Genomic DNA, 17,253 nt, shown 5'->3' with positions numbered 1-17,253 from the left:
CGCTCCGGAAGCGGTCACCCACCGACTCGCCGCCGTCCGTGACCGGGGGAAACCGCCCGGTTCACACCCGACCGACTCGACGGTAACCGGCGGGTCGCAGAATCTCAAACGTCTGTTCGAGCGTGTCCCTGGCGGTTTCCGGTTCCCGATGCGACAATCGACCACGCGTTCGATCGAACGAAGGTTCGATCTTCGGTGTTCGGTGTCGTCGGAACGGGAGGGTGCCGTGGGATCCGCACACAGGGCGCGGGTCGTCGACCTGTCGATGGCCAGGGACCGGGTGGGTCATCGGCCGCCGGGTCGCCCGCCCGCACCCCCGCCGGGTCGCCCGCCCGCACCCCCGCCGCTCCGGCTGACCCGGCGGGGTCGGGTGGTGGTGGTATCGATCGTCGTGGCGGTCGTCGTGGYGGTAGCAATCATGATCATGCCTGGGGTGTCGATTGCCGGGCCGGATACCGCGGAGGCGCCGCGGCACCATCTGGTCATGCCGGGGGAGACGCTGTGGGAGGTGGCAGTGGCGCTCGACGAGAGCGCCGACACCCGGGTCATGGTGGACCGGCTGATGCGGCTGAACCACCTGCGGTCACCACTGATCGCCCCGGGCCAGTCGTTACTCCTTCCCTGACGCCCGGCTTCCCGGGTCCACGAGTGTCTCGGCGCAGGGTTCTCGCGCACCGTCGTCTTTCGTCCACGTGCGGTGCCACGTGCGATGCGGACCACACGGACCATACGGGGGTGCTGTCCTCATCTCTGGGGCCGTGCGCTACCTTGGACACAACATCTGGTGCTTACCGGGGTGTAAGTCATCCACAGGTTGTTCCACAGGTCTTCCGCGGGGAGCTGGCGGTCCATCCACAAGGTGGTCTGTCCGGCGTGGATGCCGGGTCCTCAACGGTGTCCCTCATCCCCGGTCCGGGGCGGTCGGCTCCGGCGCGGGCGAAGGAGGCGTAGCGCGTGCGGTGCCCGTTCTGCCGGCATCCGGACAGTCGCGTCGTTGACAGTCGGGAGGCCGAGGAGGGTTCGGCGATCCGCCGCAGGCGGTCCTGCCTGTCCTGCGGTCGCCGGTTCACTACGATGGAGGAGGCGTCCCTTCAGGTTCGCAAGCGCAGTGGGGCGGCCGAGCCGTTCAGCCGGGCCAAGGTCATCGCCGGTGTCCGCAAGGCCTGCCAGGGCCGGCCGGTGCGGGATGATGATCTCGCGCTTCTGGCGCAGCGGGTAGAGGACGCCGTCCGCTCGTCGGGGTCGGCGGAGGTRCCCGCGGAGGCGATCGGCCGGGCGATCCTCGGTCCGCTCCGTGAGCTCGACGAGGTGGCTTATCTCCGCTTCGCCTCGGTGTACCTGGCCTTCGAGTCGTTGACTGACTTCGAGTCCGCGATCGCCGCGTTGCGCTCCGAGGCCGCCGGACCTCCCACCACGCGGGATGGACCAGCACGACCGGTCCCGCGTGGCGCCGTCGATGTCTCGCCGGTGATCGGCACCCAGCAGGTGCATAGCAGGTAGGGCCGGGACCGCTCGACCGAAAGCGTCATACATCGCCCTGGCTCGCCGTGCCGGCCCGGTCCCGCCGGCGACGGGTGACATCCCGCGTCGCGGCCGTGCGAGGACCGCGGACCTCCCGGACGGCACGCATGCGGCCCGGCTCGACCTGGCTGGTGCCGTTCGCCGTGCRTGTGTTTGCCGTGCGCGTGCTCGTCCCCGCGGGCACCGCCGTGCGTCGAGGTCCGGCCCCGCACCGTCCCGACGTCCACTGGCTGCGGCCTGGGGCGGGGATGCCCACAACACATTGTTGAAGGTTGAAGCTGACGAGTGAAGACGAGGAGCGTCATGACCGACAGCCGCGGCACGAAGCCGAGCAGGTCAGCGGCGAAAGCGAGTGGGTTGAAGATCCAGCGGTCACGTACCACCGCCGGCGTCCACCCGTACGACGAGGTCACCTGGGAGTCCCGGGACGTCGTCATGACCAACTGGCGGGACGGCTCGGTCAACTTCGAGCAGCGGGGAGTGGAATTCCCGCAGTTCTGGTCGGTGAACGCCTCCAACATCGTTACCAGCAAGTACTTCCGTGGGGCGCCCGGCACGCCGGGGCGGGAGTGGTCGCTGCGGCAGTTGATCGATCGGGTCGTGCACGCCTACGGCGCGGCCGGCCGCGAGCACGGCTACTTCGCCTCGGACACCGACGCCGAGATCTTCGAGCACGAACTGACCTGGATGCTGCTCCACCAGGTCTTCAGCTTCAACTCGCCGGTCTGGTTCRACGTGGGAACCCCCGCGCCGCAGCAGGTCTCGGCGTGCCAGCCCTATGACGCCCTCGTCAGCACGCCATCCGGTCTGGTTCCCATCGGCGCCTTGGTGGAGACGGACGCGGTGGGGATGAAGGTCTTCGACGCGCACGGTCTGACCCAGGTGATCGCGACCAAGTCCAACGGCGTCAAGGACGTCCTGCGGATCTGGACGAGGGCCGGTCACGCGCTCGACGTCACCGCCGATCATCTGGTGTGGCGGAGCACCTCCGCGGGTGCCGGGGCCTTCGTCCCCGCCGGCGCRCTGCGGGCCGGGGACACCCTCGAGTGGCATCGCACCATCGCCCCGGGCGAGGGTGAGATCACTTCACGGGAGATCGCCGAGGCGGCGCTCGCGGGCCGGCTGCAGGCGGACGGTTTTGTTGGTCGGTACGCCGGTACGAACGCCTCGCTGACCATCGAGGCGATGACTGTGCCGACCCGGCTGTATGATGCTCCGCTACCCGTTGTCGCGGCTTATCTGCGCAGCCTGTTCCAGGCCGATGGCTACGTGTCCCGCCGGGAGCGCTCGACGCTGATCGGGCTGGACATGATCAGCGAGGGCCTCATTCGCGGGGTGCAGGGTTTGCTCGCCCGGTTCGGCATCTTCGCGCGGGTACGCCGCGAGGCGGATCCGCGACCCGACCGCCACGACCTCTGGAGCCTGGGCATTCAGAACGCCGGTGACCGGCGGACGTTCGCGGACGAGATCGGCTTCCTCGATCCGGTGAAGGCCGCGAAGCTGGAGGCGTCGTTCGATCAGCCCGGCCAGGCCGCGAAGCCGGTGAAGCGGTTGCAGATCGAGCGCATTGAGCCGCGCGGGCCGATGCCGGTCTAYGACATCCAGACCGACAGCGGCGAGTACCTCTCCGCCGGCCTCCGTGTGCACAACTGCTTCATCCTCTCCGTGGACGACACCATGGAGTCGATCCTGAACTGGTACCGGGAAGAGGGGCTGATCTTCAAGGGGGGTTCCGGGGCCGGGCTCAACCTGTCCCGCATCCGGTCCTCGAAGGAGCTGCTGTCCTCCGGGGGCACCGCCTCCGGGCCGGTGAGCTTCATGCGCGGCGCCGACGCCTCGGCGGGTACGATCAAGTCCGGTGGCGCGACCCGGCGGGCGGCGAAGATGGTCGTGCTCGACGTCGATCATCCCGACATCGTCGAGTTCGTGGAGACGAAGGCCCGGGAAGAAGACAAGATCCGGGCGTTGCGGGACGCCGGCTTCGACATGGACCTCGGCGGGCGCGACATCGCCTCCGTGCAATACCAGAACGCCAACAACTCCGTCCGGGTGACCGACGAGTTCATGCGGGCGGTCGTCGACGGCGGCGGCTTCGACCTGCGGGCCCGCCTCGACGGCCGTGTCCTGGAGACGGTGGACGCCCGCGGGCTGTTCCACACGATCGCCGAGGCCGCGTGGGCCTGCGCCGATCCCGGCATCCAGTACGACGGAACGATCAACGACTGGCACACCTGCCCCGAGAGCGGCCGGATCAGCGCCTCCAACCCGTGCAGCGAGTACGTGCACCTGGACAACTCCAGCTGCAACCTGGCCTCGCTGAACCTGCTGAAGTTCCTGCGCCCGGACCGCAGCTTCGACGCCGAGGCGTTCGTCGCGGCGGTCGAGTTGATCATTACCGCGATGGACATCTCGATCTGCTTCGCCGACTTCCCGACGCCGGAGATCACCAGGGTCAGCCGGGCCTACCGGCAGCTCGGCATCGGCTACGCCAACCTCGGTGCCCTGCTGATGGCCAGCGCCCGGGCCTACGACTCGGACGGCGGCCGGGCGCTGGCCGCATCGATCACCTCGCTGATGACGGCCACCGCCTACCGGCGCTCCGCCGAACTCGCCGGGATCGTCGGCGCCTACGACGGCTTCGCCCGCAACGCGGACGCGCACCGGCGGGTGATGCGCAAGCATGCCGCCGCGAACGACGCGGTGCGCAGCGTGCACGCCGAGGACTCCCGGATCCTCGCCGTCGCGTCCCGGGAATGGGCCCGGGCGCAGACCGTCGGCGAGAAGCACGGATGGCGCAACGCGCAGGCCAGCCTGCTCGCCCCGACGGGCACGATCGGTCTGGCGATGGACTGCGACACCACCGGCATCGAGCCGGACCTCGCCCTGGTGAAGATGAAGAAGCTGGTCGGCGGCGCCAGCATGAGGATCGTGAACCAGACGGTCCCGGCGGCCCTGCAGGCGCTCGGCTACCCCGAGGAGACCATCGAGGCGATCGTCGAGTACATCGCCGAGTACGGGCACGTCATCGACGCTCCCGGCCTGCGTCCGGAGCACTACGAGGTGTTCGACTGCGCCATCGGGGAGCGCGCGATCTCCCCGATGGGCCATGTCCGCATGATGGCCGCGGTACAGCCGTTCCTCTCCGGCGCGATCTCGAAGACGGTGAACATGCCGTCGACCGCCACGGTCGCCGAGGTCGAGCAGATCTACCTGGAGGGGTGGCGGCTGGGCCTGAAGGCCCTCGCCATCTACCGGGACAACTGCAAGGTCGGCCAGCCGCTGACCGACGTCAAGGGGGCGAAGCAGGCCGCCGAGCTGGCCGCCACCCGGACCGGCACGGGAGTCGGGGTCGGCACGGGAGACGCGGTCGGGACCGCCGGCTCCGTCGGACCCGCCCCGGTGGAGGTCGAGTACCGACCGGTGCGCCGCCGGCTGCCGAAGACCCGCCCGTCGCGGACGGTGTCCTTCTCCGTCGGCGGGGCCGAGGGTTATCTGACCGCCGGTTCCTACCCGGACGACGGTCTCGGTGAGGTCTTCATCAAGATGTCGAAGCAGGGGTCCACCCTGGCGGGCGTGATGGACGCGTTCGCGATCGCCATCTCGATCGGCCTGCAGTACGGCGTGCCGCTGGAGGCGTACGTCAGCAAGTTCATCAACATGCGGTTCGAGCCGGCTGGGATGACCGACGACCCGGACGTGCGGATCGCCCAGTCAATCATGGATTATCTGTTCCGTCGCCTCGCGCTCGACTATCTCGACGCCGATCAGCGGGCCGAACTCGGCATCTCGACCGCGGCCGACCGGGCCCGTCGGGTCGCGGGTCAGTACGGTCCAGCGCCGGCGGTGGAGGCCGCGCGATCGGCGCAGCCCGCCGGGATCGACGGCCCGGCCGGATCCCAGGGGGCCGCGGTGACCGGATCCTCGGCTTCCGTCGCCGATCGGGGTGACCCGGGCGTCCCGCCCGGTCCGGCGGTAGGGAACGGCCCGGCGTACGTGGCACGGGAGTTGCGGCTGGCACCGCCCGGCGAGTCGCTCGTCGCGCAGACCGTGGTCGATGCTCCGCTCTGCTTCACCTGCGGGGTGACCATGCGGCCAGCTGGTAGCTGCTACGTCTGTGAGCAGTGCGGTTCGACCAGCGGCTGCAGCTAGGCGTCGCGGCGGCCGGTCCGACCGGGTGCCCGATGCGCATCGGGCACGCGGTCCRCATCGGGTGCCTGCTCCGCATCGGGTCCCTGCTCCGAGACAGTGCTCGGCGGTGTGGCTCAGTGCTCGGCGGCGAGGAGGTCGACCAGGAGCGCCGCGGTCCAGGAGAACCGGTTGCTGCCCGCGCCGGAACCGTCGAGGGGTGAGTAGTACTCGAACATCGCCCCGGACGATGCGATCATGTCGATCGTGTTCTGGCGCAGGTTCTCCGCGGCGTCGAGCCGACCGTAACGCTCCAGCCCGTCGGCAATCAGCCAGTTCATGTTGACCCAGACGGGACCCTGCCAGTAACACCGGGGAAGGAAGCCCGGGTCGTCGAGCGGCACGCTCGCGATGCCGAACCGGGACCAGTAGCGCGGTGAGGTGAGCGTCTTGACCATCTCGTCGACCCGGTCCTCGGGCACGACCCCGGCATAGAGCGGCAGGAACCCCGAGATCGTCTCGTGGCGCAGCAGCGTTCCCGTCCGGAAGTCGCGGCTGTAGTAGGTGCCGTCGGCGTGGAGCCGCTCGATCGCCTCGCGCGTCCTGTGCATGGACCGCCACAGCCAGGCGGGGATGGTCTGGCCGATCTCGGCGGCGATGGCGGTGAGGTGCTCGTTGGCCCGGATGAGGATCGCGTTGAAGGCGACGTCCTGGACGAGGGGGACGATGCTCCGACGGATCTCGCGGAAGTTGTAGTGCGCCCGCCGCAGCTCACGCACGATCCGGTAGAGCGTGAACAGGTCTCCCGAGGTGAGCCGCTCGTCGGKGGGAACCTCCTTGGAATCGCGCCGCAGCGCGTCCAGGGCGTCGCCGCCGTTGATCCGGCGCAGTGCCCGCACTCCCAGCGGAGCCGCCGGCCTGGTGATCTCCATCCAGGCCGGCGTGTTGTCCATCCCCGACTCCCAGGAGTGGACCAGGGTGACGAGACCGTCGTCGTCGGGGTCGCGTTCGAGGTAGAGCCACGTGTGGAAGCGCAGCAGGCCGGGGAACAACGCGCGGTAGAAGGCGTCGCGGGCGGATGGCGTCATCATGGCTGCGATCCGGACGGCGGCTTCGGCGATCATCGGCGGCTGGGTGACCCCCGTGCTCTGCACTCCGCCGGCGGTCGTGGTCACCTGGTCGCAGCGCCAGCGCTGCGGACCGGCGTGGTAGAAGTCCGAGGTCTCCGCGAAGATCACGTGGGGGATCATGCCGTTCGGCCACTGGCCTCGCAGCAGCGAGAGGACCTCCTTGGCGGCCCGTCCCGGGTCGAGACGGCGCAGTCCGATCGCGATGAAGCAGCTGTCCCAGAGCCACTGGTGCGGGTAGAGCGTCGGGGAGGGCCGGGTGATGTCGCCGAGGTCGTTGTCTCGTAGCACGTCGATCGCGGTTTCCCGTAGTGCCGCCAGGTCTGCGGGAAGGCTGGGGACGGACATCGTGTGAGAGTAGCGGTTACACGCTGTGCACAGAGGCAGGGTCCGTCGGGTGTGGCCCGCCTAACGGAATCGCCGTTCTCGAGCGCCTCGGCGTCGGGGTGGCGTCGGGGTGGCGTCGGCGGCGGCGCCCGCGTCGGCCCGCCGGTCCTTCCGTCCCGGTGGAGAGCCCGGGTCCGGGCCGGGTCGCGGGTGTCGGCTTGCCGACTACCGTTACGGGTTAGCACCGACTGGTGATCGTCAGAAAATATGGCACGGATGGTGGAACGCAAAAAACTTCTACGGTGAGTAGTGGATCTGTTACTTAAAGTTGCCGTTGGCCTGATCCGCAGGCTGCTCGGCCACCAGAGAAGCTCAGGAGAGTTCGCGGTTCGCGCCACAGGGTGGAATCTGCCAGGTAGTCTTCGCGGCAGCGAGTGCAGCGTCTCGAGGGCTAGGGTCTACACTGCTTGGTAGGCCCGGCGATCGCTGATGTCCGGGTGTGCCTGCACGGGGAATGGTTCCGCGTCTTCGTTCGTTACCTCCCACGTGCACAGAACGAGACGACCCACCCGCACCGACCATCGGATTTGCCACTGATGACGCTGCCTGCTCTGGAACTTGCCGAGCGCACCGACGACAACCGCCCGCGTAGCCCGCGGCGTGCTCGTCGGGCCGCTCCTCCTGTCCGCACCGCTCCCAGCCGTTCGCTGGCCGCTGTTCCCGACGATACCGACGAGCTCGATGTGAGCGCGGTGGCCGAGGTCATCGCCCGTGGTCGCGAGGCCGGCGAGATCAGCCGCTCCGAGTTGCGTGATGTGCTCGAGTCCGCGGACATCGGTATTGAACTGTTGCCCGCTCTCATCGCGCGCCTCAACGCCGTTGGCATCGAACTCCTCGACGAGGAGGAAGCGAGCGACGACGCCACCGCCGCCAGCCGGTCCACCGCCGAACACGCGGGTACCGCCGACCTCGTGCGCATGTACCTGCGCGAGATCGGCAAGGTGCCGCTGCTCAACGCCGCCCAGGAGGTCGAACTCTCCAAGCGGGTCGAGGCGGGCCTGTTCGCTGAGTACAAGCTCGAGAGCGTCCCCGACCTGCCCGCCGACCTTCGTCGTGATCTCGGTCTGCTGGTCAAGGACGGCCATGCCGCCAAGCAGCAGCTCGTCTCGGCGAACCTGCGGCTGGTGGTCTCCGTCGCCAAGAAGTACAGCGGTCGCGGGATGACCCTGCTGGATCTGGTCCAGGAGGGCAACCTCGGTCTTATCCGCGCGGTGGAGAAGTTCGACTACGCCAAGGGCTACAAGTTCTCGACCTATGCGACCTGGTGGATCCGCCAGGCCATCGGCCGGGCGCTCGCCGATCAGGCGCGGACGATCCGCATCCCGGTCCACGTGRTCGAGCAGATTAACAAGATCACCCGGTTGCAGCGCCAGCTTGTCTCCACGCTCGGCCGTGAGCCGACCGACGAGGAGCTCGCCCTCGAGCTGGACATGCCGATCGAGCAGGTGGTGGAGCTGCGCCGGTATGCGCAGGACACCGTCAGCCTGGAGACCTCGGTCGGTGACGATGGTGACTCCGTGCTCGGTGACTTCATCGAGGACTCCGACGCGACCYCCCCGGCGGACGCCGCCTCCTACGGCGCCATGCAGGACGAGATCGAGAACGTCCTCGGTGGCCTGAGCCCGCGGGAGCGCGAGGTGATGCGGCTGCGCTTCGGTCTCGCCGACGGCAAGCAGCACACCCTCGCCGAGGTGGGCAACCGGCTCGGCCTGACCCGTGAGCGCATCCGTCAGATCGAGCGGGACACGCTTCGGGAGTTGCGCAAGCCCGCCGTCGCCGGTCGGCTGCGCGAGTTCCTCGACTGATCGATCGGGCGAGCGCACCTGCGGTCGAGTCCGCGGGGGCACGTCCACGGGTGCACGGTGCGGTACGGGTGCACGGTGCGGCACGGGTGGAAGACAGGAGTACCGCGATCATGGCGGTCACGTCATGATCGCGGGATCGATGAAAGTCGGATCTTCGTTTTTGCCGGGTGAAGATCCGACTTTGCTGTATCAAGCTCCGGGTTCGGCTTCTCCGTCGGATCCGGTGCCGGGTTCCAGTGYGCTTCCCGTCATCGGCTCCGACGCCGACCGCCGCGACCGGGCCGAGGCGGCGGCGAAGGGCAGCAGGGCATCGGGGTTGGCGACCGAGTCGAGGCTCACGGCCTCGTCCAGGGCGGTCCCGGCGAGCAGGCGCTTCACCGGTACCTCGAGCTTCTTGCCGGTGTGGGTCCGAGGGACCTCGGTGATCTCGATGATCCGGTCGGGAACGTGGCGTGGGCTGAGTTCGGCGCGCAGAACCTCGCGCAGCCGAGCGGCCACCGCCTCGGTCAGGCCGGGCTCGGTGAGGACGACGAAAAGGAGCAGCTCGCCGTGCCCGCGCTCGTCCGCGGTGTCGACCGCGAGGCTGTCGGYGATCCCGGGGACCCGCTCGACCACGCTGTAGAGCTCGCTGGTACCGATCCGGACGCCGCCGCGGTTCAACGTCGCGTCCGAACGTCCCTGGATGACGACGGCACCGGTAGGTGTGATCCTCGCCCAGTCCCCGTGGCGCCAGACGCCGGGGTAGACGGAGAAGTAGCTCTCCCGCAGCCGRCCGCCGTCCGGGTCAGCCCAGAAGCACAGCGGCATGGACGGCATCGGCGCGGTCACGACAAGCTCACCGACCTCGTCGACGACCTCCTCGCCGGCCTCGTCGAAGACGCGCACCGCGCAGCCCAGCGCGCGTGATCCGATCTCCCCGGCCCGCACCGGCATCGTCGGCAGGCCCGCCACCAGCGCCGTGCAGACGTCGGTGCCACCGCTGATCGACGACAGCATCACGGTCGGGCTCACCGCTTCGTACACCCAGGCATAGCCGGCTGCGGACAGTGGCGATCCGGTCGATCCGACGGTGCGCAGCCTGGACAGATCGGCGAACTCGCGCGGGACCAGCCCGGCGTCCTCGCAGGCCTGCAGGTAGCCCACGGACGTGCCCAGGCACGTGAGCTCCAGGGCCTCCGCCAGACCGAACAGGGTGCCGAGCGCCGGATAGCCGGGCRCTCCGTCGTAGAGCACGACGGTCGCGCCGACGAGCAGACCGGAGACCAGATAGTTCCACATCATCCAGCCGGTCGTGGTGAACCAGCAGAACCGGTCGTCCGGACCGAGATCGAGGTGCAACGCCAGCGACTTCAGATGCTCCAGCAGGATACCGCCGTGGCCGTGCACGATCGCCTTGGGGGGGCCGGTCGTGCCGGACGAGTAGAGGATCCACAGCGGCGCGTCGAAGGCGACCCGGGTGAACTCGGGCTCGGAGGTCTCCGAAGCCATCAGCTCGTCCCAGGTGAGCAGCCCCGGCAGCCCCGCGGCCCGGGCCCGGGAGAGCGCGTCCGGCCACAGGTACGGCACGATCACGCTTGCCCCGAGTCCCGGCAGGTCGCCCGCGAGCGCGGCGAGGGTGTCGAGGGCGTCGTAGCTCTTCCCGCCGTAGCTGTAGCCGTCAACGCCGATCAGGACCTTCGGGTCGATCTGGCCGAACCGCGCGCGCAGGGCCGTCGGGCCGAGCTCCGGCGAGCACGACGACCACACCGCGCCGATGCTGGCGGTGGCCAGCATCCCCACCATCGCGTAGACGGTGTTCGGCAGCACGGCGCAGACCCGGTCACCCTCGGCGACACCCAGGCTCCGCAGTCCCGCCGCCGCCTTCGCCACCTGCCGGCGCAGCTCGTCCCAGGACACCACGGCCGTGGCACCGTCCTCGCGCACGGCGATGACGGCCGGGGCCGGCCCGCGCCGGGTGAGCGCGTTCTCCGCGTAGTTCACCCGGGCACCGGGAAACCAGACCGCGCCGGGCATCGCCGCGTCGGCGAGCGCCGGACCGGTGCCGCGGTCCCCCTCGACCGCGCAGAAATCCCAGATCGACTCCCAGAACGTGTCCAGGTCGGTGACAGACCACTCCCACAGGCGCGTGTCGTCGGCGAGCTCAACCCCCCGCTCGGCGGCGAGCCAGGCGCGGTAGTTGGTCACCGCGGCCTGGCTGATCCGACGGGGAGGCGGTTCCCACAGTGGCGTGCCGGCAGCCACCGACCCACCATCACGGCCGGCCGGCTGCCGCCCGTCTTCCATCGCCGCATGGTCCGGTGTCACTCGGTCTGCTGCCACGGGCACTGACCCTAGGCCATTCCGGGCAGATCTACGTGCCTCACCGATGGCCCCGGATCCTCGTCATCGACACCACCGCTATCTCTGGGAGCGTGATCGGGCTACGGTCGACAGATGGGTGTCCCGGGCGATTCCGAGCGGCGGACCGACGGCCGTCCGCAGGTCGAGCCGCAGGTCGAGCCGACGGTCGTGGCCTGGGATCCGGTCATGGCCGGCTACGACTTCGGGCCGACGCATCCGCTGCATCCCGTGCGGCTCGAGCTCACCATGGACCTCGCCATGAGTCTCGGTGTTCTCGACGCGCCGGGCATCCGGATCTCCAGGCCGACCCTCGCCTCCGACGACCTCATCGGCCTGATCCACGATCCGGTCTACCTGAGCGCGGTCCGCGCCGCGCCCGACCCGGCGCAGGCCAGGTTCGCGGCCCTGTTCGGYCTGGGCACGGCCGACAACCCCATCTTCGAACGGATGCACGAGGCCGCCGCACTCATCACCGGTGGCACGATCGAGGCGGCACGGGCGGTGTGGAGCGGGCCGCCGCGGCACGCCGTGTCGATCGCCGGCGGGCTGCATCACGCGATGCCGGGAATGGCGAGCGGATTCTGCATCTACAACGACCCGGCGATCGCGATCRCCTGGTTGCTCTCCGCCGGAGCCACCAGAGTGGCGTACGTCGACGTGGACGTGCATCACGGCGACGGCGTGCAGACGGCGTTCTACGACGATCCGCGGGTGCTCACCATCTCCCTACACCAGACGGGGAGTACCCTCTTCCCGGRCACCGGATTCCCGACCGAGGTGGGTGCTCCCGCCGCGGAGGGCACCGCGGTGAACGTGGCGTTGCCCCCCGCCACCGGCGATGCCGGCTGGCTGCGCGCCTTCTCCGGGGTGGTGCCGGTGCTCCTGCGGTCCTTCCGGCCGCAGGTGCTGGTGACCCAGCACGGCTGCGACACGCACGCCTTCGACCCGCTGGCCGATCTGGCGCTGTCGGTGGACGGCCAACGGGCCTCCTACGACCTGCTGCACGCGCTGGCCCACGAGGTCTGCGACGGACGCTGGCTGGCCTGCGGCGGTGGCGGGTACGCGCTGGACACGGTCGTGCCGCGGGCCTGGACGCAGCTGCTGGCGATCGCCGGCCACGTGCCCCTGGATGCCGGCCGCGCCCTGCCGGAGGACTGGCGCTCCGCGGCGCCGGGACGGGTGCGGGCGGCGACCGGGCAGAAGTCCGTCGGAGCCRCCGCCATGCCCCGGACGCTCGGGGACGGGGTGAGTGTCCGGTATCGTCCCTGGGACGCGGGAGAGGGAGACCCCGACGATCCGTTGGACCGGACGGTGGCGGCGACCCGGCGTCAGGTGCTGCCGTTGCACGGCCTCGACCCCACCGTCGACCGCTGAGCCCTGCGTGAGAGCTGAGCACTGCGTGAGAACCGGGTGAGCGCCGCGTGAGCACCGAGCCTCCGGTCGTCTATCCGGCCGAGTGGGAGGCCGACGTCATCCTCAGTGACGGCGGCACCGCCCACATCCGCCCGATCCTGCCGACGGACGGCCCGCTGTTGCGGACCTTCTGGACCCGGCTGTCGACCCAGTCGATCTACTTCCGGTTCTTCGCCGTGCGCCGTGCCCTGAGCGACGCCGACATCCACCGGATGACGACCGTGGACCAGCGGCTGCGCGGCGCCATCGTCGCGATGATCGGCGACGACCTGGTCGCGGTCTCCCACTGGGAGAGCACCGCCGCACGGCCGACCGAGGCGGAGGTCGCCTTCCTGGTGGAGGACGCCCAGCAGGGACGAGGGCTGGGTTCGGTGCTGCTGGAGCATCTTGCCGCCGCGGCCTGGGACCGTGGGATCCGCCGCTTCGACGCCGACGTGCTCGGGGAGAACCAGCAGATGATCCGGGTCTTCCTCGATGCCGGTTACACGGTCTCGAGGACCTGGGACTCGGGCGCGGTCCGGCTGTCCTTCGAGATCACCCCCACCCAGAAGTCGGTCGGGGTGATGCGGGCCCGGGAGCACCATGCCGAGGCCGCCTCGATCGGTCGGCTGCTGCATCCGCGCGCGATCGCCGTCATCGGTGCGGGGCGGTCTGCCGCGTCCGTGGGCAACGCGGTCCTGCGTCACCTGCTCGCCGGCGGTTTCGACGGCCCCGTCTACCCGGTGAACCCGGCGGCGGCCGCGGCCGGCGGCGCGGTGGCGTCGATCCAGGCCTACGCCGGCATCGAGGACGTGCCGCGTCCGGTCGACCTGGCCGTGGTGTGCGTGCCGCCCGCGCAGGTGCCCGACGTCGTCGCCGCCTGCGGGCGGGCGGGAGTCTGGGGGCTGGTCGTCCTCACCGACCAGCGCGACGCCGCCGCAGACGCGGCCCTGGTGGCTGAGGCCCGGGCGGATGGCATGCGGGTGGTCGGCCCGGCGAGCATGGGCATCCAGAATCCGGCGGCGGGGTTGAACGCCTCGATGGTGCCCCGGATGCCCCCGGCCGGCCGCATCGGCTGCTACTCCCAGTCGGGTCCGTTCGGCGGGGCCATCCTGGCGGCGGCGGCCGCGCGCGGGGTCGGTCTGTCGGTCTTCGTCTCCGCCGGGGACCGGGCCGACGTGAGCGGCAACGACCTGCTCCAGTACTGGGAGGAGGACCCCGAGACCGACGCGGTGATCATGCATCTGGAGACCTTCGGTAACCCCCGCAAGTTCGCCCGGCTGGCCCGGCGGGTGGGTCGGCGTAAACCAGTGATCGTCGTGTACTCCGGCCGTTCGACCCTTGACGACGCGCTTCTGCGGCAGGCCGGGGTGATCGGCGTCGACCAGGTCTCCCAGGCGTTCGACGTCGCGCTGCTGCTCACCACGCAGCCGCTGCCCGCGGGCGGTCGGGTCGCCGTCGTCGGCGACTCCCGGGCCCTGGTCCGGCTGACGGCCCGCGCCGCCGACGCGGCCGGGCTCAGAGTCGAGGAGGTGCTCCTCCCGGTTGGCAGCTCCCCCGGGGACCTCACCCGGGCGTTGACCTCCGCCGCGGACCGGGCGGATGCGCTGATCGCCACGCTGGTCCGGCTGCCGCCCTCCCCGGCCGGGCCGATCGCGGTGGACGCCGTCGCGGCTGCCGCGACCATCGAGATCCCGGTTCTCGCCGCCGTGCAGGGGGTCGAGATGCCCGGCGAGCTCGCTGGCATCCCGGCCTATTCGTCGCCGGAGGCTGCCGTCGCCGCGCTGCGCCGGGTGGTGGGCTACGCCCAGTGGTGGGCGCGCCCGATCGGCACCGTGCCGACGACGACGGTGCGAGCAGACGAGGCGCGTTCGCTCGTCGCCGGACTCACCGGTCGCCTTCCGGAGGATCGGGCTGCCGCCCTGCTGGACTGCTACGGCGTCACGGTGGAGCCGGCCGTCCTGGTGACGTCCCCGCGCCGGGCCGTCGAGGCGGCGGGCCAGCGCGGCTATCCGGTGGCGCTCAAGGCGCGGTCGCGGCCCTACCGGCATCGTCCGGACCTGCGCGGTCAGCGTCTCGACCTGCCCGACGCGGCAGCCGTGCGGGCGGCATGGGCGTCGCTGCGCTCCCAGCTCGGGGCGGAGGTGCCGATTGTCGTCCAGCGGATGGCCCCGGTCGGCGTGTCGGTGGTTGTCGGTTCCGAGGAGCATCCCCGGTACGGTCCCCTGGTCTCGTTCGGCCTCTCGGGCCCCGCGACCGAGCTGCTGGAGGACCGCGCACATCACATCCTTCCCCTCACCGACGTTGACGCGGCGCGCCTCGTGCGCTCGGTGCGGGCGGCGCCGCTGCTGCTGGGATACCTCGGCTCGACGCCGGTCGACATCGCCGCGCTGGAGGACCTGCTCCTCAAGATCGCCCGGCTCGCCGACGACGTGCCGGAGGTGGTTCATCTCACGTTGGATCCAGTGATCGTGTCGACCGGGCGGGTGACCGTGCTGTCCGTGGAGATCGTTGCTGGACCGTCGGCGCCCCGCGCGGACGTCGGACCTCGGCGGTTCTGGACACCGAACCACCCGACTCCGGACGGGGCGACTATCCGGGGTGGTTCAGCACAACATGCGCACGCCGTCCACAATCGTCTCCCATGACGTCGCCGCACTCCGCGCAGCCGCCTGTCCGGCCCGCTTCCGGCGCATTCCCGATGCTCTCCCCTGATTCTGCGGGAGTTGCCGGGGCGCCTGGTACCCCCTTAGAGGGGATGCCTGGGCAGGCGTCTCTCGTGCCGATGTACCGGCCGGCGAACGTTGGGCTGTCGGAGGCGCTGCCGGGGGACCTCGGGTCGGTGGATCTGGGGTCGGTGGATCTGGGGTCGGTGGCCGCGGGGCCCGCGGGTGCGCGCTTCTCCGTGAGCCCCCCGGGATCCGCCTCCCCGTCATCGGGCGTTGTTCCGTCCGGCCAGGGGGATGTCTCCCCGGGACCGAATCCGGTCACCCGATCCCCAAGGGGGACCGTCGGCTGGCCCACACACCAACCCCGCCCCACACACCAACCCCGCCCCACGCGCGCATCCCGGCCCGAACCAGGTCCCCGGCCCGAAGCACGCTCCCGGCCCGGAGACCGGCCCCGGTCAAGACCGGGGAGCCGACCCCGAGCTACCCGGACTACCCGAGGGCTGGCCCATGGTCGCCCGGCCGGCCGCTTCGGCCGTGACCGCCGAGCCGGTCACGCGGGACGTCATCGACGGCACCGAGCCGCGCCGCGCGCCGGAGGCGCCAGGGATGCGCCGGTCCGATCCGGCGGGGCTGCCGGGGCGTGTCCGGTCCGCTTTCCCCCTGCCCGGACACGCCCCGGGAACCGACCCCGCGGCCACGTTCGTGATGCTGGACGCGCTGTTCGCGTGGGCCCCGGTCGGTCTCGCCCTGCTCGACCGGGCCGGGCGGTTCCTGCGGGTCAACGACACACTTGCCCGGTTCGACCGCCGGCCGGTCCACGAGCACCTCGGCCGTACCGTCTCCGAGCTCCTCGGCGACACCGGCCAGGAACTCGACGCTCTGCTGGCACGGGTACTGCGCACCGGCGAGCCGGTGGTGGACTTGGAGGTCATGGTCGCCACCGATGGTTCCGGGCCGCCGCAGACGTGGCTCGCCAGCTGGTATCCGGTGAACGACCCTCAGGTCGGGCTGGTGGGCGTGGCGTTCGTCGCGATCGACGCCAGCGGGACGCGGGCGGTCGAGGGGGAGCGGGCGCGGGCCGACGCACGTTACCTCGGCCTCGTGGACGCCGCCGCGGTGGACGTGTTCCACGCCGAAGGCGACGGGGCACTCGATGCCGATCTGCCCCGCCTGCGGGCCTTCACCGGGCGGCATCCGGCGGAGCTGGCCGGGTTCGGCTGGCTCGGCGTGGTCCACCCCGACGACCGGGAGCGGGTCGGGCGCGCCTGGCACGGGGCGATCGAGCACGGTGAGACCTTCGAGGCCGAGTTCCGGATCTCCGGTGGCGGAGGCGACCGCACCGCCATGCGGGTGGTCGAGGCCCGCATCGTTCCCATGCCGGCGGCCGGCCGGCCGAACAGCCGGCCCAGYGAGTGGCTCGGGGTGATCCGCGACCTCACCGAGGTACGCGCCGCCGAGGCCGACCGGGCCACGGCCGACCAGCGGGCCCGGATCGCGACGGAACGGGCCGAACAGACCGCGACGTTGGCCGTGGCGCTCGCCCGGACCCTGACCGTGGACGACGTCGTCGCCACCGTCCTCGACGTCGGGGGGCGGATGGCCGGGGCCGCCGGCCGGGGCGTCGCGCTCGTGGACGAGGCGCACGACCGGCTGCTCTTCCACGCCCCGCCGGGTCCCGCCGACGGCCTCGCCCGCTGGTCGGAGGTGGCGCTGGGGGCGGTACATCCGGTGGCGGAGGTCATGCGGGGCGGTCGTGCGCTGTTTCTCGTCGACCGCGACGAGCTGCTCGCCCGCTGGCCGGTGCCGGAGGTCGCCGACGTCGCCGCCGCGGCGGGTGAGCATGCCTGGGCGATGCTGCCGCTGGCCGTCGGGGGCGGCGCCCCC

Annotated in this window: 9 protein-coding genes; 7 read left to right on the top strand and 2 right to left on the bottom strand. The window is 70.9% G+C overall.

The features are described 5' to 3' along the window. Nucleotides 1-226: 226 nt before the first annotated feature. The 3 genes from KBI5_RS11990 (at nt 227) to KBI5_RS11980 (ending at nt 5,670) form a co-directional block, all read left to right on the top strand. Nucleotides 227-625 (top strand): LysM peptidoglycan-binding domain-containing protein, encoded by a 399-nt coding sequence (locus KBI5_RS11990; protein ID WP_085015276.1) that lies wholly within the window; start codon nt 227-229, stop codon nt 623-625. A gap of 329 nt (nt 626-954) precedes the next feature. Beyond that, nucleotides 955-1,500, top strand: coding sequence for a transcriptional regulator NrdR (gene nrdR / locus KBI5_RS11985; RefSeq protein ID WP_011437886.1), 546 nt, complete (start codon nt 955-957; stop codon nt 1,498-1,500). A 324-nt stretch (nt 1,501-1,824) separates the two neighbouring features. Continuing rightward, nucleotides 1,825-5,670, top strand: a complete 3,846-nt coding sequence (locus tag KBI5_RS11980) for a vitamin B12-dependent ribonucleotide reductase (RefSeq protein WP_085015268.1) — start codon at nt 1,825-1,827, stop codon at nt 5,668-5,670. 113 nt (nt 5,671-5,783) lie between these two features. On the opposite strand, the gene KBI5_RS11975 is transcribed toward KBI5_RS11980, so the two are convergent. Beyond that, complete coding sequence (locus tag KBI5_RS11975) at nt 5,784-7,121, bottom strand: trehalase family glycosidase (protein ID WP_085015267.1); 1,338 nt, start codon at nt 7,119-7,121, stop codon at nt 5,784-5,786. 575 nt (nt 7,122-7,696) lie between these two features. On the opposite strand from KBI5_RS11975, the gene KBI5_RS11970 reads away from it, so the two are divergent. Continuing rightward, nucleotides 7,697-8,965: an RNA polymerase sigma factor gene (locus tag KBI5_RS11970; protein ID WP_085015266.1), complete on the top strand. Its 1,269-nt coding sequence runs from the start codon at nt 7,697-7,699 to the stop codon at nt 8,963-8,965. A 189-nt stretch (nt 8,966-9,154) separates the two neighbouring features. Here KBI5_RS11970 and KBI5_RS11965 read toward each other — a convergent pair whose 3' ends face one another. Further along, nucleotides 9,155-11,248 carry an acetoacetate--CoA ligase gene (locus KBI5_RS11965; RefSeq protein WP_198537662.1) on the bottom strand — a complete coding sequence of 698 codons (2,094 nt, stop codon included), beginning with the start codon at nt 11,246-11,248 and terminating at the stop codon, nt 9,155-9,157. 150 nt (nt 11,249-11,398) lie between these two features. Here KBI5_RS11965 and KBI5_RS11960 point away from each other — a divergent pair, with 150 nt between their 5' ends. The 3 genes from KBI5_RS11960 to KBI5_RS11945 all read left to right on the top strand — a co-directional run. Then, nucleotides 11,399-12,679 (top strand): acetoin utilization protein AcuC, encoded by a 1,281-nt coding sequence (locus tag KBI5_RS11960; protein ID WP_085015264.1) that lies wholly within the window; start codon nt 11,399-11,401, stop codon nt 12,677-12,679. A 47-nt stretch (nt 12,680-12,726) separates the two neighbouring features. Beyond that, nucleotides 12,727-15,345: a bifunctional GNAT family N-acetyltransferase/acetate--CoA ligase family protein gene (locus tag KBI5_RS11955; RefSeq protein ID WP_011437880.1), complete on the top strand. Its 2,619-nt coding sequence runs from the start codon at nt 12,727-12,729 to the stop codon at nt 15,343-15,345. A 531-nt stretch (nt 15,346-15,876) separates the two neighbouring features. Then, nucleotides 15,877-17,253 (top strand): PAS domain-containing protein (locus KBI5_RS11945; protein WP_241882834.1); only part of this gene is annotated, 1,377 nt, incomplete at its 3' end.

Origin of the sequence: Frankia sp. KB5, assembly GCF_002099325.1 — a bacterium.
Lineage (GTDB): Bacteria > Actinomycetota > Actinomycetes > Frankiales > Frankiaceae > Frankia > Frankia casuarinae.
The sequence above is the reverse complement of the archived record's forward strand: the minus strand, read 5'-3'. Positions and strand labels throughout refer to the sequence as shown.